At 68.0% G+C, this 15754-nt stretch carries 14 protein-coding genes; 6 read left to right on the forward strand and 8 right to left on the reverse strand.

Features of this window, described 5'->3' with window-relative positions; translation table 11 throughout:
* Nucleotides 1-7: 7 nt before the first annotated feature.
* The 5 genes from ACSQ89_RS03390 to ACSQ89_RS03410 all read left to right on the forward strand — a co-directional run bounded on the left by ACSQ89_RS03390 (nucleotide 8) and on the right by ACSQ89_RS03410 (nucleotide 6431).
* Nucleotides 8-2113, forward strand: coding sequence for a PQQ-dependent dehydrogenase, methanol/ethanol family (locus ACSQ89_RS03390; protein ID WP_436294471.1), 2106 nt, complete (start codon nucleotides 8-10; stop codon nucleotides 2111-2113).
* 102 nt (nucleotides 2114-2215) lie between these two features.
* The gene (gene xylF, locus ACSQ89_RS03395; protein ID WP_093105349.1) at nucleotides 2216-3238 is read left to right on the forward strand and encodes a D-xylose ABC transporter substrate-binding protein; all 1023 of its coding nucleotides are present in this window, start codon (nucleotides 2216-2218) and stop codon (nucleotides 3236-3238) included.
* Nucleotides 3239-3242: 4 nt separating this feature from the next.
* On the forward strand, nucleotides 3243-4430 hold the full coding sequence (locus tag ACSQ89_RS03400) for a sugar ABC transporter permease (RefSeq protein WP_093105352.1): 1188 nt from the start codon (nucleotides 3243-3245) through the stop codon (nucleotides 4428-4430).
* Nucleotides 4430-5206 (forward strand): ATP-binding cassette domain-containing protein, encoded by a 777-nt coding sequence (locus tag ACSQ89_RS03405; protein WP_093105355.1) that lies wholly within the window; start codon nucleotides 4430-4432, stop codon nucleotides 5204-5206. The genes ACSQ89_RS03400 and ACSQ89_RS03405 overlap by 1 nt, the downstream gene beginning before the upstream one ends.
* 61 nt (nucleotides 5207-5267) lie before the next feature.
* Entirely contained in the window at nucleotides 5268-6431 is a 1164-nt protein-coding gene (locus ACSQ89_RS03410) for an ROK family transcriptional regulator (protein ID WP_436294472.1), read from the forward strand.
* Here ACSQ89_RS03410 and ACSQ89_RS03415 read toward each other — a convergent pair.
* Nucleotides 6419-7396, reverse strand: a complete 978-nt coding sequence (locus tag ACSQ89_RS03415; RefSeq protein WP_436294473.1) for a tripartite tricarboxylate transporter substrate-binding protein — start codon at nucleotides 7394-7396, stop codon at nucleotides 6419-6421. The genes ACSQ89_RS03410 and ACSQ89_RS03415 overlap by 13 nt on opposite strands.
* A gap of 161 nt (nucleotides 7397-7557) precedes the next feature.
* Here ACSQ89_RS03415 and ACSQ89_RS03420 point away from each other — a divergent pair, with 161 nt between their 5' ends.
* A complete protein-coding gene (locus ACSQ89_RS03420; RefSeq protein WP_436294474.1) occupies nucleotides 7558-9018 on the forward strand; it encodes an NAD-dependent succinate-semialdehyde dehydrogenase in 1461 nt (486 codons plus the stop codon).
* Between the two features lies 1 nt (nucleotide 9019).
* Here the strand turns inward: ACSQ89_RS03420 and ACSQ89_RS03425 are convergent, their stop codons facing one another.
* The 7 genes from ACSQ89_RS03425 to ACSQ89_RS03455 are packed head-to-tail and all read right to left on the reverse strand — an operon-like array spanning nucleotide 9020 to nucleotide 15737.
* Nucleotides 9020-10003 carry an NAD(P)H-quinone oxidoreductase gene (locus tag ACSQ89_RS03425; protein WP_436294475.1) on the reverse strand — a complete coding sequence of 328 codons (984 nt, stop codon included), beginning with the start codon at nucleotides 10001-10003 and terminating at the stop codon, nucleotides 9020-9022.
* 22 nt (nucleotides 10004-10025) lie between these two features.
* Nucleotides 10026-10895 carry a transporter substrate-binding domain-containing protein gene (locus ACSQ89_RS03430; RefSeq protein ID WP_093105366.1) on the reverse strand — a complete coding sequence of 290 codons (870 nt, stop codon included), beginning with the start codon at nucleotides 10893-10895 and terminating at the stop codon, nucleotides 10026-10028.
* 36 nt (nucleotides 10896-10931) lie between these two features.
* Nucleotides 10932-11705: a class II aldolase/adducin family protein gene (locus tag ACSQ89_RS03435; protein ID WP_093105369.1), complete on the reverse strand. Its 774-nt coding sequence runs from the start codon at nucleotides 11703-11705 to the stop codon at nucleotides 10932-10934.
* Between the two features lie 12 nt (nucleotides 11706-11717).
* Nucleotides 11718-13121 (reverse strand): MmgE/PrpD family protein, encoded by a 1404-nt coding sequence (locus ACSQ89_RS03440; protein ID WP_436294477.1) that lies wholly within the window; start codon nucleotides 13119-13121, stop codon nucleotides 11718-11720.
* Nucleotides 13118-14026, reverse strand: a complete 909-nt coding sequence (locus ACSQ89_RS03445; protein WP_436294478.1) for a polysaccharide deacetylase family protein — start codon at nucleotides 14024-14026, stop codon at nucleotides 13118-13120. Before ACSQ89_RS03445 ends, ACSQ89_RS03440 begins: the two co-directional genes overlap by 4 nt.
* Nucleotides 14023-14901 carry a polysaccharide deacetylase family protein gene (locus ACSQ89_RS03450; protein WP_436294479.1) on the reverse strand — a complete coding sequence of 293 codons (879 nt, stop codon included), beginning with the start codon at nucleotides 14899-14901 and terminating at the stop codon, nucleotides 14023-14025. Before ACSQ89_RS03450 ends, ACSQ89_RS03445 begins: the two co-directional genes overlap by 4 nt.
* Before the next feature lie 5 nt (nucleotides 14902-14906).
* A complete protein-coding gene (locus ACSQ89_RS03455; protein ID WP_093105378.1) occupies nucleotides 14907-15737 on the reverse strand; it encodes an ABC transporter substrate-binding protein in 831 nt (276 codons plus the stop codon).
* Nucleotides 15738-15754 lie beyond the last annotated feature (17 nt).

The raw sequence follows: 15754 nt of genomic DNA on the forward strand, positions 1-15754 counted from the left end.
ACGCACGATGAACAAGACCCACGCCGCGCTCGCGCTCGGCGCGCTGCTGTGCCTGGCCGCAGCACCCGCCTCGGCCCAGACCAAGGGCTCCGCCGAGCACATCAAGGCCGTCACGCAGCGCGTGGACGGCAACTTCATCCGCAGCAACGCCGCGAAGACGGCCGACTGGCCCAGCCATGGCCTCGACTACGCGGAAACGCGCTTCAGCAAGCTCGACCAGATCAACGCCGGCAACGTGAAGGAGCTCGGCCTCGCCTGGTCCTACAACCTCGAATCCACGCGCGGCGTGGAGGCCACGCCGCTGGTGGTCGACGGCATCATGTACGTCAGCGCCTCCTGGAGCGTGGTGCACGCCATCGACGTGCGCACCGGCAAGAAGATCTGGAGCTTCGATCCGAAGGTGGACAAGTCCAAGGGCTTCAAGGGCTGCTGCGACGTGGTCAACCGCGGCGTCGCGCTCTACCAGGGCAAGGTGTTCGTGGGGGCCTACGACGGGCGCCTGATCGCGCTCGATGCCGCCACCGGCCAGCCGGTCTGGGAGAAGGACACCATCGTCGACCGTTCGAAGTCCTACACCATCACCGGCGCGCCGCGCGTCTTCAAGGGCAAGGTGGTCATCGGCAACGGCGGCGCCGAGTACGGCGTGCGCGGCTACATCACGGCCTACGACGCGGCCACCGGCGAGCAGAAGTGGCGCTGGTTCACCGTGCCGGGCGACCCGTCCAAGCCCTTCGAGGACGCCTCGATGGCCAAGGCCGCCAAGACCTGGGACCCTTCGGCCAAATACTGGGAGGCGGGCGGCGGCGGCACCGCCTGGGACACGCTCGCCTTCGACCCCGAGCTCAACCTCATGTACGTGGGCACCGGCAACGGCTCGCCATGGGCGCGCAGCAAGCGCAGCCCCAAGGGCGGCGACAACCTCTACCTGGCCTCGATCGTCGCGCTCAACCCCGACACCGGCAAATACGTCTGGCACTACCAGCAGACGCCAGGCGACAACTGGGACTACACCTCGACCCAACCGATGATCCTGGCCGACCTGAAGATCGACGGCAAGCCGCGCAAGGTGATCCTGCATGCGCCGAAGAACGGCTTCTTCTTCGTCATCGACCGCAGCAACGGCAAGTTCATCTCGGCCAAGAATTTCGTCGAGGTGAACTGGGCCACCGGCTACGACAAGAAAGGCCGGCCGATCGAGGTGGCCGCCGCGCGCCAGAACGAGAAGCCCGGCGACAGCATCCCCGGCCCCTTCGGCGCGCACAACTGGCATTCCATGTCCTTCAATCCGCAGACCGGCCTGGTCTACCTGCCGGCGCAGAACATCCCGCTGAGCCTGATGGACGACAAGGCCTGGAAGTTCAACGAGAACATGCCGGCCCGGCCGCATGCAGCGCTCGGCTGGAACACCGCCATGTTCATCAATGCCGAGCCGCCCAAGAGCAAGCCCATGGGCCGCCTCGTCGCGTGGGACCCGGTGGCGCAGAAGGAAGCCTGGGGCGTCGAGCATGTCTCGCCCTGGAACGGCGGCACGCTGACCACGGCCGGCAACCTGGTGTTCCAGGGCACGGCCGACGGGCGCTTCGCGGCCTACAACGCCAAGACCGGCGAGAAGCTGTGGGAGACCGCCACCGGCACCGGCGTGGTCGCGGCGCCCGCCACCTACATGGTCGACGGCAAGCAGTACGTCTCGATCGCGGTCGGCTGGGGCGGGGTCTACGGCCTGGCCGCGCGCGCCACCGAGCGCCAGGGGCCGGGCACGGTCTACACCTTCGTGGTCGGCGGTAATGCGCCCAAGCCGGAGTTCGTGCAGTACCGCATGGACAAGCTGCTGCAGGGCGTGAAGTACGACCCGGCCAAGGTGCCCGACGGCACGCTGCTCTACGTGAGCAACTGCGTCTTCTGCCACGGCGTGCCGGGCGTGGACCGCGGCGGCAACATCCCCAACCTGGGCTACATGAACCCGAGCTACATCGAGAACCTCGACAAGTTCGTCTACAAGGGCCCGGCCGTCGAGCGCGGCATGCCCGACTTCAGCGGCAAGCTGAGCGCCGAAGACGTGGAGAAGATCAAGGCCTTCATCCAGGGCACGGCGGACGCGATCCGGCCCAAGTAGGACAAGGCCGGTAGTCCATTTGCCCGCAGGGATTCCCCGGATGGCCGCCGTCCGGCGCGGTGGACATAGTTCGTCCCTCGAACTAATTCGGAGACCCTGCACATGAAGCTCGACCGCACCCTGACCGCCCTGGCTCTCGCCCTGTCCGCTTTCGGCGCCTCTGCGCAAACGGTGGTCGGCGTGAGCTGGTCCAATTTCCAGGAGGAGCGCTGGAAGACCGACGAGGCCGCGATCAAGGCGCAGTTGGAGAAGCTGGGCGCCAAGTACATCAGCGCCGACGCCGGCGGTTCGCCCGAGAAGCAGCTCGGCGACATCGAAGGCCTGATGTCCAAGGGCGCCAAGGCGCTGATCGTGCTCGCGATGGACAAGGACGCCATCCTGCCGGCGGTCAACAAGGCCACCCGGCAGAAGGTGCCGGTGGTGGCCTACGACCGGCTGATCGAAGCGCCCGGCGTCTTCTACATCACCTTCGACAACGTCGAGGTCGGCCGCATGCAGGCGCGCGCCGTCTACAAGGTGCAGCCCAAGGGCAACTACGTGTTCATCAAGGGCTCGCCCACCGATCCCAACGCCAACTTCCTGCGCGCCGGCCAGCAGGAGATCGTCGCCGAGGCCGTGAAGAAGGGCGACATCAAGATCGTCGGCGACGAATACACCGATGGCTGGAAGCCCGAAGTCGCGCAGAAGAACATGGAGCAGATCCTCACCAAGGTCAGCAACAAGGTCGATGCGGTGGTGGCGGCCAACGACGGCACCGCCGGCGGCGCGGTGGCGGCGCTCACGGCCAAGGGCATTCGCGGCATTCCGGTATCGGGCCAGGACGCCGACTTCGCGGCGCTCAACCGCGTCGCGCTCGGCACCCAGACCGTGACGGTGTGGAAGGACTCGCGCGAGCTCGGTCGCGAGGCCGCCTCCGCCGCGATCGCCCTGACCCAGGGCAAGACGCCGGAGAAGGCCGCCAACTGGAGCGGCGGCGAGAAGAAGGTCGCGATCTCGTCGCGCCTCCTCACGCCGGTGCCGATCACGCGCGACAACCTCGACGTGGTGGTCAAGGAAGGCTGGATCAAGAAGGCCGAGCTCTGCAAGGGCGTGTCTGGCGACAAAGCCCCGGCCGCCTGCAAATAGGGCTATGAGTCAGTCCCCGGGGCTGTGGCGCAGGAGCGGCATCGACCTGCGCCTGCTCCTGATGAGCGTGCTGCTGGTGGTGATGGCCATCGTCTTCCACGTGCTCTCGGGCGGCGTCTTCCTGTCGCCCGAGAACCTCTACAACATCGCGCAGCAGACCGCCGTGGTGGGCATCGTCGCGACCGTGATGGTGCTGGTCATCGTCGCGCGCCACATCGATCTCTCGGTCGGCTCGGTGATGGGCTTCGTCGGCGTGCTGGTCGCCTACCTGCAGTACACGTCGGGCTGGTCCTGGCCGGCGGCCTGCCTCGCGGGCCTGGCGGTCGCGCTCCTGGTCTCGCTCTACCAGGGCGGGCTCACCGCGATGCTGGGCGTGCCTTCCTTCGTGGTCACCTTGGGCGGCCTCATGTCCTTCCGCGGCGCCGCCTTCCTGGTGGCCGACGGCAAGACGCAGCCGGTCAACGACGAGTTCTTCCAGCGCCTGGGCGGCGGCTACGACGGCGGCATCGGCACCACGGCCACCTGGGTGCTGGCTGCGGTCGTGGGCGTGGTGCTGTTCGCGCGCAAGCTGCAGCAGCGGCGCGCGCGCCAGCGCCACGAGATGCCCGTCGAGCCGCTGTGGCTGGACCTGCTGCTCACGGCCGTGCCGGTGGCCGTCGTGTTCGCCTTCGCCGCAACGATGAACAGCTACCAGATCTCGTCGAAGACCGAGCCGCAGGGCATCCCGATCCCGGTGCTGATCTGGGCCGTGGTCGCGGTCGTGCTGTCCTTCATCGTGCATCGCACGCGCTTCGGGCGCTACGTGTTCGCGATGGGCGGCAACCCGGACGCGGCCGCGCTGGTCGGCATCCCGGTCAAGCGCGTGACGATGCTGCTGTTCGCCCTGCTCGCGGTGCTGGTGACGGTGGCCGCGATCGTCTCCATCGCGCGGCTCAACGCCGGCACCAATTCGCTCGGCAGCGGCATGGAGCTCTACGTGATCGCGGCGGCCGTCATCGGTGGCGCTGCGCTCGCCGGCGGCAGCGGCTCGATCTTCGGCTCGGTGCTGGGCGCGCTGATCATGCAGTCGCTCGACAGCGGCATGCTGCTGCTGGACGTGCAGATCGGCAAGCGCATGGTGATCATCGGGCAGGTGCTGATCGTCGCGGTCGTCTTCGACGTGCTCTACCGCAAATACTTTGGAGAGCGTTGATGAGCGCCGCGACACAACCCCTGGTCGAGTTGCGCGACATCCACAAGGCCTTCGGCGGCGTTAAAGCGGTGGACGGCGTCAGCGTCAACCTCTATGCCGGCGAGGTGGTCGCGCTCCTGGGCCACAACGGCGCCGGCAAGTCCACGCTGATGAAGATGCTCGCCGGCGCCTACCCGGTCGACTCGGGCGAAACGCTGATCGCAGGCGAGCAGGTCCACATCCGCACGCCTTCGGAGGCCCAGGCGCAGGGCATCGAGACCATCTACCAGACGCTCGCGCTGGCCGACAACCTCGACTCGGTCTCCAACCTCTTCCTCGGCCGCGAGAAGCTCACGCCCTGGCGCACGCTGGACGACCACTTCATGGAGAACCAGGCGCGCAAGGTGTTCCAGCGCCTGAACAAGAACTTCACCAACATCCGCGTGCCGGTGCGGCGCCTGTCGGGCGGCCAGCGGCAGGTGGTCGCGATCTCGCGGGCCCTGTACTTCAACGCCCGCATCCTGATCATGGACGAACCCTGCGCCGCGCTGGGCCCGGAAGAAACTGCGATGGTCGGCAGGCTGGTGAAGCAGCTCAAGGCCGACGGCGTGGGCATCTTCCTGATCACCCACGACATGCCCGATGTGTTCGGCTTGAGCGACAGGCTGGCCGTGATGAAGAACGGCCGCCTGGTCGGCACCTACCGCACGGCCGACGTGACCGAGGACGAGGTGCTGGGAATGATCATTGCGGGTAAGCGGCCAGAAGGCAAGGTGCAGGCCGAACACGCCGGATGAGCGCCGCGCCGGGCCGCCCCAAGCAAGCTCGCACCGCAGTGCGAAGCACGAAGGTTACTTGATGACCACGATAGTCGACCAGCAGCTGGTCAGGCGCATCAACCGCAGCGTGCTGCTGCGCCTCCTGCGCGCCAAGCCAGGGCTGTCGCGTGCGCGGCTGGCGGCCGAGAGCGGGCTCACCAAGTCCACTGTGAGCCTGCTCGTGCGCGAGCTGCTCGAGGATGGCTGGCTGCGCGAGGCTGGCGCGGCCGTCGCCGACGGACTGGGGCGGCCCTCGATCCCCCTGCAGATCCACGCCGGCGTGCGGGCTTTGGTCGGTGTCGAGATCGCGGTCGAGACCTTGCGTGTGGTGTGCGTCTCGCTTCTGGGCGAACTGCTCCATTCGGAAGCCTGGCCCTTGCACGAGCATGCGCCGCGCGCGGTATGCCGGCAGGTCGCGCGCATGGTGGCCGCCGCACACCGGCACCTGGGCGCCGCGGGGCTTCAGCCCTCGGGCATCGGCGTCGGCGTGCCCGGCGCGGTGGACGACGCGACCGGCCAGGTGCGCTTCGCCCCCAACCTCGGGTGGCGGGAGGTCAGCTTGCTGCCGGGCCTGGTCGAGGCGCTGGCGCAGGAGGGCATCGCGGATGTGCCGGTCCAGCTGCAGAACGATGCCGACGCGGCGGCGCTGGGCGAGTACGAGTTCGCGTGCGGCGAGGGCGAGGACCCGCTGGTCTTCGTGAGCTGCGATGTGGGTGTGGGCGCCGGCGTGGTGCTCAACGACCGCCTCTTCACCGGCGCGCACGGCATGGCGGGCGAGATCGGCCACACCATCCTGCAGGTGGAGGGGCCGCTGTGCTCCTGCGGCCGGCGCGGCTGCGCCGAGGCCTTCCTCGGCTCGCGCGTGCTGGGCAGGGGCGCCGACGCCGCGCGGCGCGGCGCGGCCTTCCTGGGCGTGCTGCTCCAGAACCTCTGGGTCACCTTCGAGCCGCGCGCGATCGTGGTTGGCGGCCAGTCATGCCAGGCGAATCCGCAACTGCTGGACGGGGCGATCGAGGTGGTGCGGCGCTATGCCGAGAGTGCCGGCATGCCGCCACCGGTGGTGCGCGGGGCGCGCCATGGGGAATGGGCGCCGGCGGTTGGAGCGGCAGCACTCGCCTTGCACGAGTACCTGCGGCCGCTCCATCCGGATTCGAAGGCACGGCGCGAGCGCGCCGTGCGAGGGAATCAATTTCAGTCGGCGTAGACGCCGGCAGCCTTGATGATCGGGCTCCACTTGGCGATTTCGGCGGCGACGAACTTCTTGTGCTCGCCCGGCTCGACGCGGCTGTCGGCGGTCACCACGGCGCCCAGGCCTTCCTGCTTCTTGATGAAGTCCGGATCCTTCAGCGCGACCTTGAGCGCATCGTTGAGCTTCTTGGTCACCGCGGCCGGCGTGCCCTTGGGCGCGTAGAGGCCGTGCCAGATCGTGATCTGGAAGTCCTTCAGCCCCGATTCCTGCAGCGTCGGCAGGTCCTTGAGCAGCGGCGTCGTCAGGCGCTTCGAGGTGGTCACGGCGTAGGCCTTGACCTTCTTGGCTTCGATCTGCGGCGAGGTGTTGGTGGTCTGGTCGCACAAGAGGTCGATCTGGCCGCCGATCAGGTCGGTGATCGCGGGCGCCGTGCCCTTGTAGGGCACCGGCGTCATTTCGGTCTTGGTCGCGCTCTGGAAGAGCAGGCCGCACAGGTGCGACGCCGAGCCCACGCCCGCGTTGCCGAGGTTGATCTTGCCCTTGTTCTCCGCAATCCAGGCGGTGAGCTCCTTGTAGTTGTTCGCCTTCATGCTGGGCTTGGCGATCAGCGTCATCGGCACGTCGTTGACGATGCCCAGGTATTCGAAGTCGCTCTCCACCTTGAAGGGCACGTTGCGCACCAGGGTCGGGACGGTCGCCATGCCGATGTGGTTCAAAAGCAGCGTGTAGCCGTCCGGATTGGCGCGCGCCACCTTGGCGGCACCGATCGAGCTGCCGGCGCCGGGCACGTTGTCGACCACGATGCTGACGCCGCCCAGGGGCTTGCGCAGCGCCTCGGCCAGGTCGCGCGCGACGCGGTCGGTCGGGCCACCGGCGGAGAAGGGCACCACGATGCTGATGGGCTTGCTGCCCGGGAAATCCTGGGCGTTGACGCCGACGACCGCGGCGGCAATGGCCGTGAAGGCTAGCAGTTTTTTCATGGTCATTCCGTGTTCAATCCGAGTTCAAGGGCCGCGATCTTATCGGGTGCGGATGGCCGGACGAATACCGGATTGCCCTTAAGGGATACCGCCGTCCACCTGTTTACAGGCAGCCGCCGTGGTTATCGTGGTCCCTGGAACCCGAGACAAGGAGCACAGGCATGCTGAAACTGAAGGATCCGACCCTGCTGCGCCAGCAGGTTTTCGTCGCCGGCGAATGGGCGGACGCGGACAGCCGCGAAACCATCCCCGTCACCAACCCCGCCAACGGCGAGCAGATCGGCACCGTGCCGAAGTGCGGCACCGCCGAAACCGTGCGCGCGATCGCCGCCGCGGAAACGGCCCAGCGCAACTGGGCCCGGCGCCCGGCCAAGGAACGCTCGGCCATCCTGCGCAAGCTCAACGACCTGATGCTGGCCAACGTCGACGACCTGGCGCTCATCATGACCACCGAGCAGGGCAAGCCGCTGGCCGAGAGCAAGGGCGAGATCGCCTACGCGGCCTCCTTCATCGAATGGTTCGCCGAAGAAGCGCGCCGCGTCTACGGCGACACGATCCCCGCCCCGCAGGCCGATCGCCGCATCCTCGCGTTGAAGCAGCCGGTCGGCGTGACGGCCGCCATCACGCCCTGGAACTTCCCGGCCGCCATGCTCACGCGCAAGGCCGGCCCGGCGCTGGCCGCGGGCTGCTCGATGGTGGTCAAGCCCGCGACGCAGACGCCGTTCTCGGCCCTGGCCTTCGCCGAGCTCGCCGACCGCGCCGGCTTGCCCAAGGGGCTGCTGTCGGTGCTCACCGGCTCCGCCTCCCAGATCGGCGGCGAGATGACGAGAAGCCCTATCGTGCGCAAGCTCACTTTCACCGGCTCCACCGAAGTCGGCCGCACGCTGATGAAGCAGTCGGCCGACACCATCAAGAAGCTCTCGCTCGAGCTCGGCGGCAACGCGCCCTTCATCGTCTTCGACGATGCCGACATCGATGCGGCGGTCGAAGGCGCGATGGTCTCCAAGTACCGCAACACCGGCCAGACCTGCGTCTGCGCCAACCGCATCTACGTGCAGCGCGGCGTGCTCGAGGCCTTCACCGAGAAGCTGGTGGTCAAGGTCCATGCGCTGAAGGTCGGCGCCGGCACCGAGCCCGGCGTGACGCAGGGCCCGCTGATCGACGACAAGGCGGTGGCCAAGATCGAGGAGCATGTGGCCGATGCGGTGAAGAAGGGCGGCAAGGTCCTGGCCGGCGGAAAACGCCACGCACTCGGCGGCAACTTCTACCAGCCCACCGTGATCGGCGGCGCGACGCCCGGGATGCTGGTGGCGCACGAAGAAAGCTTCGGCCCGCTGGCGCCGATCTTCGCCTTCGACACCGAGGCCGATGCGATCGCCGCGGCCAACGACACCGAGTTCGGCCTGGCCTCGTACTTCTACAGCCGCGACGTCGGCCGCATCATGCGCGTGGCCGAGCAGCTGGAGGCCGGCATCGTGGGCGTGAACACCGGCCTGATCTCCACCGCCGAGGCGCCCTTCGGCGGCGTCAAGCAGTCGGGGCTCGGACGCGAAGGCTCGAAGTACGGGCTCGACGAGTTCCTCGAGATCAAGTATGTATGCCTGGCGGGGCTGGACAAGTAGCTCAATCCTTCATGCGCACGACGATCTTCCCGACATGCCGGCCTTCTTCCATGTATCGATGGGCATCGCTCATGCGGTCCAGGGGAAACATGCGGTCGATGACGGGAGAGATCCGGCCTGCCGCGACATGAGGCCACAGCGCGCGCCGGACGCCTGAGACGATCCGTGCCTTGGCCGCCAGCGGCCGGTCGCGCAAGGAGGTGGTGAAAAGAGAGCCGCGCTTGCCCATCATCTTGCCGAGCGGTATCTGTCCATCCCGGCCGCTTTGCAAGCCGATCATGGCGATGCGGCCATCGGGCGCGAGGGCGTCTATGTTCCTCGGCAGGTACGAGGCGCCCATGTTGTCGAGGATCACATCCGCGCCCCGGCCGCCGGTTTCCTTCTTCACCACGGCGACGAAGTCCTCCGTTCGGTACGAGATGGCGCGCTCGGCGCCGAGCGCCACGCAGCGCTCGAGCTTGTCGGCGCTCCCCGCTGTGGCGAACACGCGTGCATTCAAGGCCCGCGCCGTTTGAATGGCGAAGGTGCCGATGCCTCCCGCCCCGCCATGAACCAGAAGAACCTCTGCGGCGCAGAGCCCGGAAATGTCGAGCAGGTTGGACCACACCGTGCAGGCCGCTTCGGGCAATGCCGCCGCATCCACGAGATCCACGATCGGCGGGACGGGCAGCAGCTGGGTTGCCGGCGCGCAGACACGCTCTGCGTAGGCCCCGCCTGCAACCAGCGCGCACACGCGGTCTCCGACCGCCCAATCCGCCACGTCCGGGCCGATCTCGAGAATCGTTCCGGAGCACTCGATGCCCAGAACTGCCGGCAAGGTCGTCGGCGTGCCGTAGCTTCCGCGCCGCTGCAGCAGGTCGGCGAAGTTCAACGCCGTCGCATGGACATCGATGACGACCTCCCCTGCGCCCGGACGAGGATCCGCAAGCCCGGCAAGCGACAGGACTTCCGGCTCGCCGGTGCGATCAAGAACTACCGCACGCATCTCCGCTCCTGCTGCAATACCATCAATTGCCCGCGTCGATCGTGACTTCCGCGAGCGCCTGCCGCCCGATGCCGTACTTCTGCAGCACCTGCTTGTAGCTCCCGTTCTTGATGGCAGCAGTCACGGCTGTCGCGACCGCGTCCCGCAGGGCAGGCTCGTTCTTGTCGAAGGCAAAGCCGAACAGCGTCTTGTTCAGGGGCTCGCCGACCAGGGCGTAGACGCCGGGCTCCTCATTCATCAGATAGGAGACGTACTCCGGGCCGAGAACCGCCGCGTCCAGCCGGCCCTGCTTGAGGTCGAGACGCGTCGCCGTGGCGCCGGCGGTTCCGTTGACCGTGGAGGCGGCCTTGCCCGCGCCGACGCAGTTCTTGTCGCTCCAGGCGATGGTCACCGGGTAGTAGCTGGTGGTCCGCGGCACGCCCACGGTCTTGCCGCAAAGATCGCCGGCGGCCTTGAGCGAATCCTTCTTGCCGCTGGTCGTGAAAGGCTGCGCGCCGGTGGCGAGGTAGTCGACGAATGTGAGTTTCTCGCGCCGCGAAGGCAGGTCCGTGAACGCCGTGCCGATCATGTGGATGCGGCCGGTCGCCAGCGAGGGCGAGAGCTGTTCGAAACTCATCTCCTCCCATTGCACCGAGACGCCCAGTTCCTTGGCGATGATTTCCACCAGCTCGACATTCACGCCGATGCGCTTGTTGGACTGGGGATCCTTGTAAGCCATCGGCGGATAGGTCGACTCGATGCCGACGACGAGGGTGCGCGTGGCCTTGATCTTTTCCGACAGAGGCGTTGCTGCGATCTGCGCCAGGGCGGCCGGCGGTCCCGACAGCGCCAGGCCGATGCCTGCGCATAGCGTGCACGCCCGAAGCGCGTGGACAAGGGAGGAGTGCTTCATTGCTGCGATTTCCTTTTTGTGGATGGGTTCGTTTCTTCAGGCCTGGTACTGGCCCGCCTGGGCCTCGATGAGCCGGCGCGCCGCCTGCCAGGTCAACTGCACGATCTCGGCGGACTCCCCGCTTTCGAACTGCTCGGCCGTCAAGGCCTGCACCTCGACGGGCGGTGTGCGAATCGGCATGCCACCCGCGAGCGCGTTCACCTGGATCTGGCACGCCCGCTCCAGGAACCAGAGTTCATGGAAGGCGTCGGCCACGGTGGCGCCGCCGACCAGCAAGCCGTGGTTGCGCAGGATCATTGCGTTGCAGCGCCCCAGGTCTGCGACCAGGCGCTCGCGTTCCCCGAGCTCGAGCGCGATGCCCTCGTAGTCGTGGTAGGCCAGCCGCCCGTGGAACTTCAGCGCGTGCTGACTGATGGGCAGCAGGCCCGCTTCCTGTGCTGACACCGCCGCGCCCGCAGCGGTATGGGTGTGGATCACCCAGTGCAGGTCGGCGCGCGCCGCGTGCACGGCCGAGTGGATCGTGAAGCCGGCCCTGTTGATGCGGAAGCGCGCATCGGGCGCACCGTGCGCGCGCCCGTCGACCACGTTGCCGTCGAGATCGATCTTCACGAGATCGGAGGCACGCATCTCCTCGAACAGCAGGCCGTAGCGGTTGATGAGAAAGTGCGCCTCCGGGCCCGGCACGCGCGCAGAGATGTGCGTGTCGATCAGGTCGGTCATGCGAAAGTGCGCGACCAGCCGGTACAGCGCCGCGAGTTCGCAGCGCGTCGCCCATTCCTCGTGGCCGATTCCTTCGGGAGGGTTATTCATGGGGTGTTCCTCTCAGCGAATCAACTCGTGCCGTTCGGACTGGCCGGCCAGGAGAGGCAGCAGCGCGCGGGCATCGTCGAGCTCGTCGAGGTGAAGGACGCGATCGGCCAGCGCATCGGCTTGCTCGGCCGGCAGCGCAATGGCGGCCAGTTCACTGAACTTCGCGCGCAGCGCGGCATCGCTCAATGGGTTGGCGGGTGCGCCGAGCGCAATCGGCACGTGATGCGAAACGCTCGCGCCACGCTGGGGCGTGACGCTGACCACCGGCTCGTCCAGCGCGGCCATCTCCGGGTCGACGTGCAGGCGGACCAGTGACATCGCGGCACTCAGGCGCGCATCCTTGCGTGCCGGCGCGAGATAGCGCGCGAGGCCGGCGTCGCCGAACACCCAGGCGATGGCGATCGCGTACGGCATGCTCATCTGCGCACTGGAGAGCGAGGCCAGGTCGCGCCCGCCGCACATGTCGTGCACGAACGCGCTGAGGCGCACGTCGATGCGGCCCACCTGCTGCGCCAGCCCCGGATTCGCCGCCATCAGATGCAGCACGGCGTCGATGGTCGAATGATTGCTGCGGCACGAAGCATGCGGTTTGATCGAGCAGCGCATCAGCTTCCAGACGCTGCCCGCCTCGGCCAGCAAGGCCTCGGGTTGCTTCGACGCGGACGCGAAGGCGTTGAAGAAGCCGCCCCACACATCGTCGAACACCTGCGTCGGACCGCTGACGCCCTGTGCCGCGAGCAAGGCTGCCGTGAGCCCGCCTTCCGCCGCCCGCCCGGCATGAAGGCGCTTGGTTTGCGATGCGTCGTGAATGAAAGCCCACAGCCCGCTGCTGAAGCTGGCGGCATGGCCGAATGCGGCCGCGGTCTCTGCCGCGTCGAGTCCCAGCAGATGACTTGCTGCTGCAGCAGCGCCGAAGGTGCCGCAGGTGGCGGTCGAATGCCAGCCCTTGCCGTTGTGCGCCGAATAGCCGCCGCAGGCCTCGAGCACGCGCCGTCCTATGTCGTATCCCAGCACGAAGGCGGTGATGAGATCGCGGCCGGAGACAGGCCGGGGCCGCGCGCGCCCGGCCGGCACGGTCAAGGCCGCGATGGCCGCGGGCAGCACGACGGCGCCCGAATGGTCGCAACCGCCGGTGTCGTCGAGCTCCAGCGCATGCGCCGCCACGCCATTGGCGAAGGCCGCGTCGCGTGCACCCAGCGAACGCGTCGTGCCCCACACCGGCGATGTTCCGGCACTGGGTTCGGCGCCGAGCATCTGCTGCACCTGGCGCGGCTCGAACGCGGCAGCGCCGGCCAGCGTCGCGCCGAAGGTATCGAGGATGTGGCGTTTGGCGCGCGCCACCACCTCGGCAGGCAGGTCGTCGTAGCGCGTGCCGGCGCAGAAGTGCGCCAGCTGCAGGGAAATGCTGTCGCTCATGGTGCGACGGAAGCTTCGTGAAGCGGTGAGAAGACGTCGACCGGATGGCCGGCCTCGTTCCCGGTGTGACGGCTGCTCCACCACGCGGCGACATCCCGTCCCGTCGCGACCCACACGTCGTCGTGCGCCAGCACGCCGGCGAGGAATTCGCGCAGCAGGTCGATGCGTCCCGCCGTGCCGATGATCTCGGGATGCAGGCGCAAGGGAAGGCACAGGCCGAAGCGGCGGAAGCCCGCGAAGTCCTGCTGCCAGTTGCCCAGCACCTCGCGGTACGACGCGATGCGCGGCTGGCCCACCGGCACCGGCGGATAGAGGTTGAAGGCGAAGTAGGGCTCGTCTTCCAGTTCGTAGTGGAGCGGAATCTCAACCAGCGCCTGCGCGGCATCGCCCGAGGGCGGATGCAGATAGGGCAGGTCGTCGCCGCGCCAGGACGAAGACCACCGGATGCCCGCCGCGCGCAGCTGCTGCGTGAAGCCTGGCGCCCAGTTGCCGAAGGGCGAGCGAAAGCCCACCGGCGCCTCGCCGATGACCTCGGCCAGCACGGCCTGCGCGGACAGCAGGCTGTCGCGTTGCTGCGCCTGGCTCAGCGCGTCGAAGTTCTCGCAGCCGAAGGATGCGTTGCCGATCTCGTGACCGGCCTCGTGAATGCGTCGCACCGTCGCGCGATGTTCGAGCGCGACGCTGCCGGGCACGAACCAGCTCGCGCCGAGCTTGAACTCCTCCAGCACGCCGAGCAGCCGGTCCACGCCGCGCCTGGCGCCGTACTGCCACACCGACAGGCTCTTCTCGCGCCCCGCCATCCGCGGCTCCTGCGCAAGGATGCCGGCAGCGTCGAAGAAGTCGACCGTGACGACGAAGGCCATCCGCTTGCCCTCGGGCCAGTGGCTGCGTGCCGGCGGCTTCATGCGAGCACCCTCGCGCCGGCATGCTGCTCGCGCCACCACTGCGCGACCTCGCCGCAACGGGCGAACCACACGCCTTCGCGGCTGCGCATGTGCTGGCACAGGCGTTCCAGCAGCAGGATGCGTCCGGGCTTGCCCGAGACCTTCGGATGGAACAGCGTCGTCATGCACAGGCCGTCGCGGTGCGAGCCGTCGAACTCGCGGCGCCAGTTGTCGAAGGTGGCGTCGTAGCTCGCGATGCGGTCGAGGCCGGCGGGATAGTCGGGGTTGCGCTGGTAGGCCAGCGATGCGTAGTCGTCCAGCTCCCAGCGGCCCGGGATCTCCACCAGGCTGCGGCCGCTGGCCGCATGCTCGATGAAGTAGGGCCGGTCATCGCCGCGCATGGAACTCGAATAGCACACGCCGGCGTCGAGCAGGATCTCGATCGTGTCCGCGCCCCAGTCGCCCGAGGGTGTGCGAAAGCCGGCGGGCGTGAGGTCCAGGTGCTTGCGGAACAGCGCGAGCGACAGCGCCATCACTTCCTGCTGGCGCTCGCGCGTCAGCTGCCAGAAGGCCTCGTGCCGATGGCCGTGGTAGCCGATCTCGTGGCCGCGTTCGACGATGGCGCGGATCTGCGCCGGCCAGTTCTCGAGCACCCAGGTCGGCACGAAGAAGGTCGCCGGCATGCGGTACTCGTCGAGCATGTCCAGCAGATAACCGACGGCGCGCCACGGGCCGTAGGCGCCGAGCGTGAAGAAGGAAGGATTGCGCCAGATCGAGCCGTCGAGCATCGCGTTGCCGGTGGGGCCGTCGACATCGAAGGCGAGCGCAACGCTCGATTGCACGCCTTCGGGCCAGAGACGGGACGGTGCGGCGTCGCCGATCGCTTGCACGGGCATGCGCTTCAGTTGGCGCTGTCGATGATCAGCTTGGGCACTGCGTAGTCGGCGAGGCCCCACTTGACGGCGATCTTCGCGTAGCTGCCGTCGGCGATGAGCTTGGTCATGGCCTCGCTCAGCTCGGCCACGAGCGCCTCGTTCTTGCGGCCGATCGCCAGGCCGACGTACTGGAAGGCGAAGGGCTTGCCGACCGTCGCGTACGTGTTCGGCTCCTGTCCCATGATGTAAGGCAGCGTTTCGCCGCCTTGCACCGCCGCGTCGAGGCGGCCCTGGCGCAGCTGGGTGCGCGCGTCGGCCGAGCCGTCGGTGCCCGTCACGATGATCGCCGGCTTGCCGGCCTTCACGCACTGGGCGTCGCTCCACTTGCCGATCTCGACCGGGAACGAGGTGCGGCGGCTCGCGCCCACTTTCTTGCCGCACAGCGCGGTCATGCTGGAGAACTCGGCCGCCCGCGCATTCGTCACGTAGAACTGCGGGCCGGTCTTCAGGTAGTCGATGAACTTGACCGCGTCGCGACGCTCCGGCAAGTCGGTCATGCCGGAAAGAATGATGTCGACGCGGCCGGTGGCGAGCGAGCTCATCATCTGGTCGAAGCTGGTTTCTTCCCATTTGATCGTGGTGCCGAGCTTGGCCGCGAGTGCCTCGCCCAGGTCGATGTCGAAGCCGCTCAGCTTGCCGCTGGCCGGGTCCTTGAACTCGAGCGGCGGGTAGTTGGAGACCACCGCGGCGGAGATCGGCGCGCCCTTGGCGCGTGCGGTTTGTGCCTGCGCCAGCGGCAGGACCAGCGCGAAGGATGCGGCGAGGAGGCTGAGACGTGTGAGTGGGCGGCAAGTCATGCGGGAGCTCCAGAGGT

This window comes from Variovorax sp. LjRoot175 (assembly GCF_964253805.1).
GTDB lineage: Bacteria > Pseudomonadota > Gammaproteobacteria > Burkholderiales > Burkholderiaceae_C > Variovorax.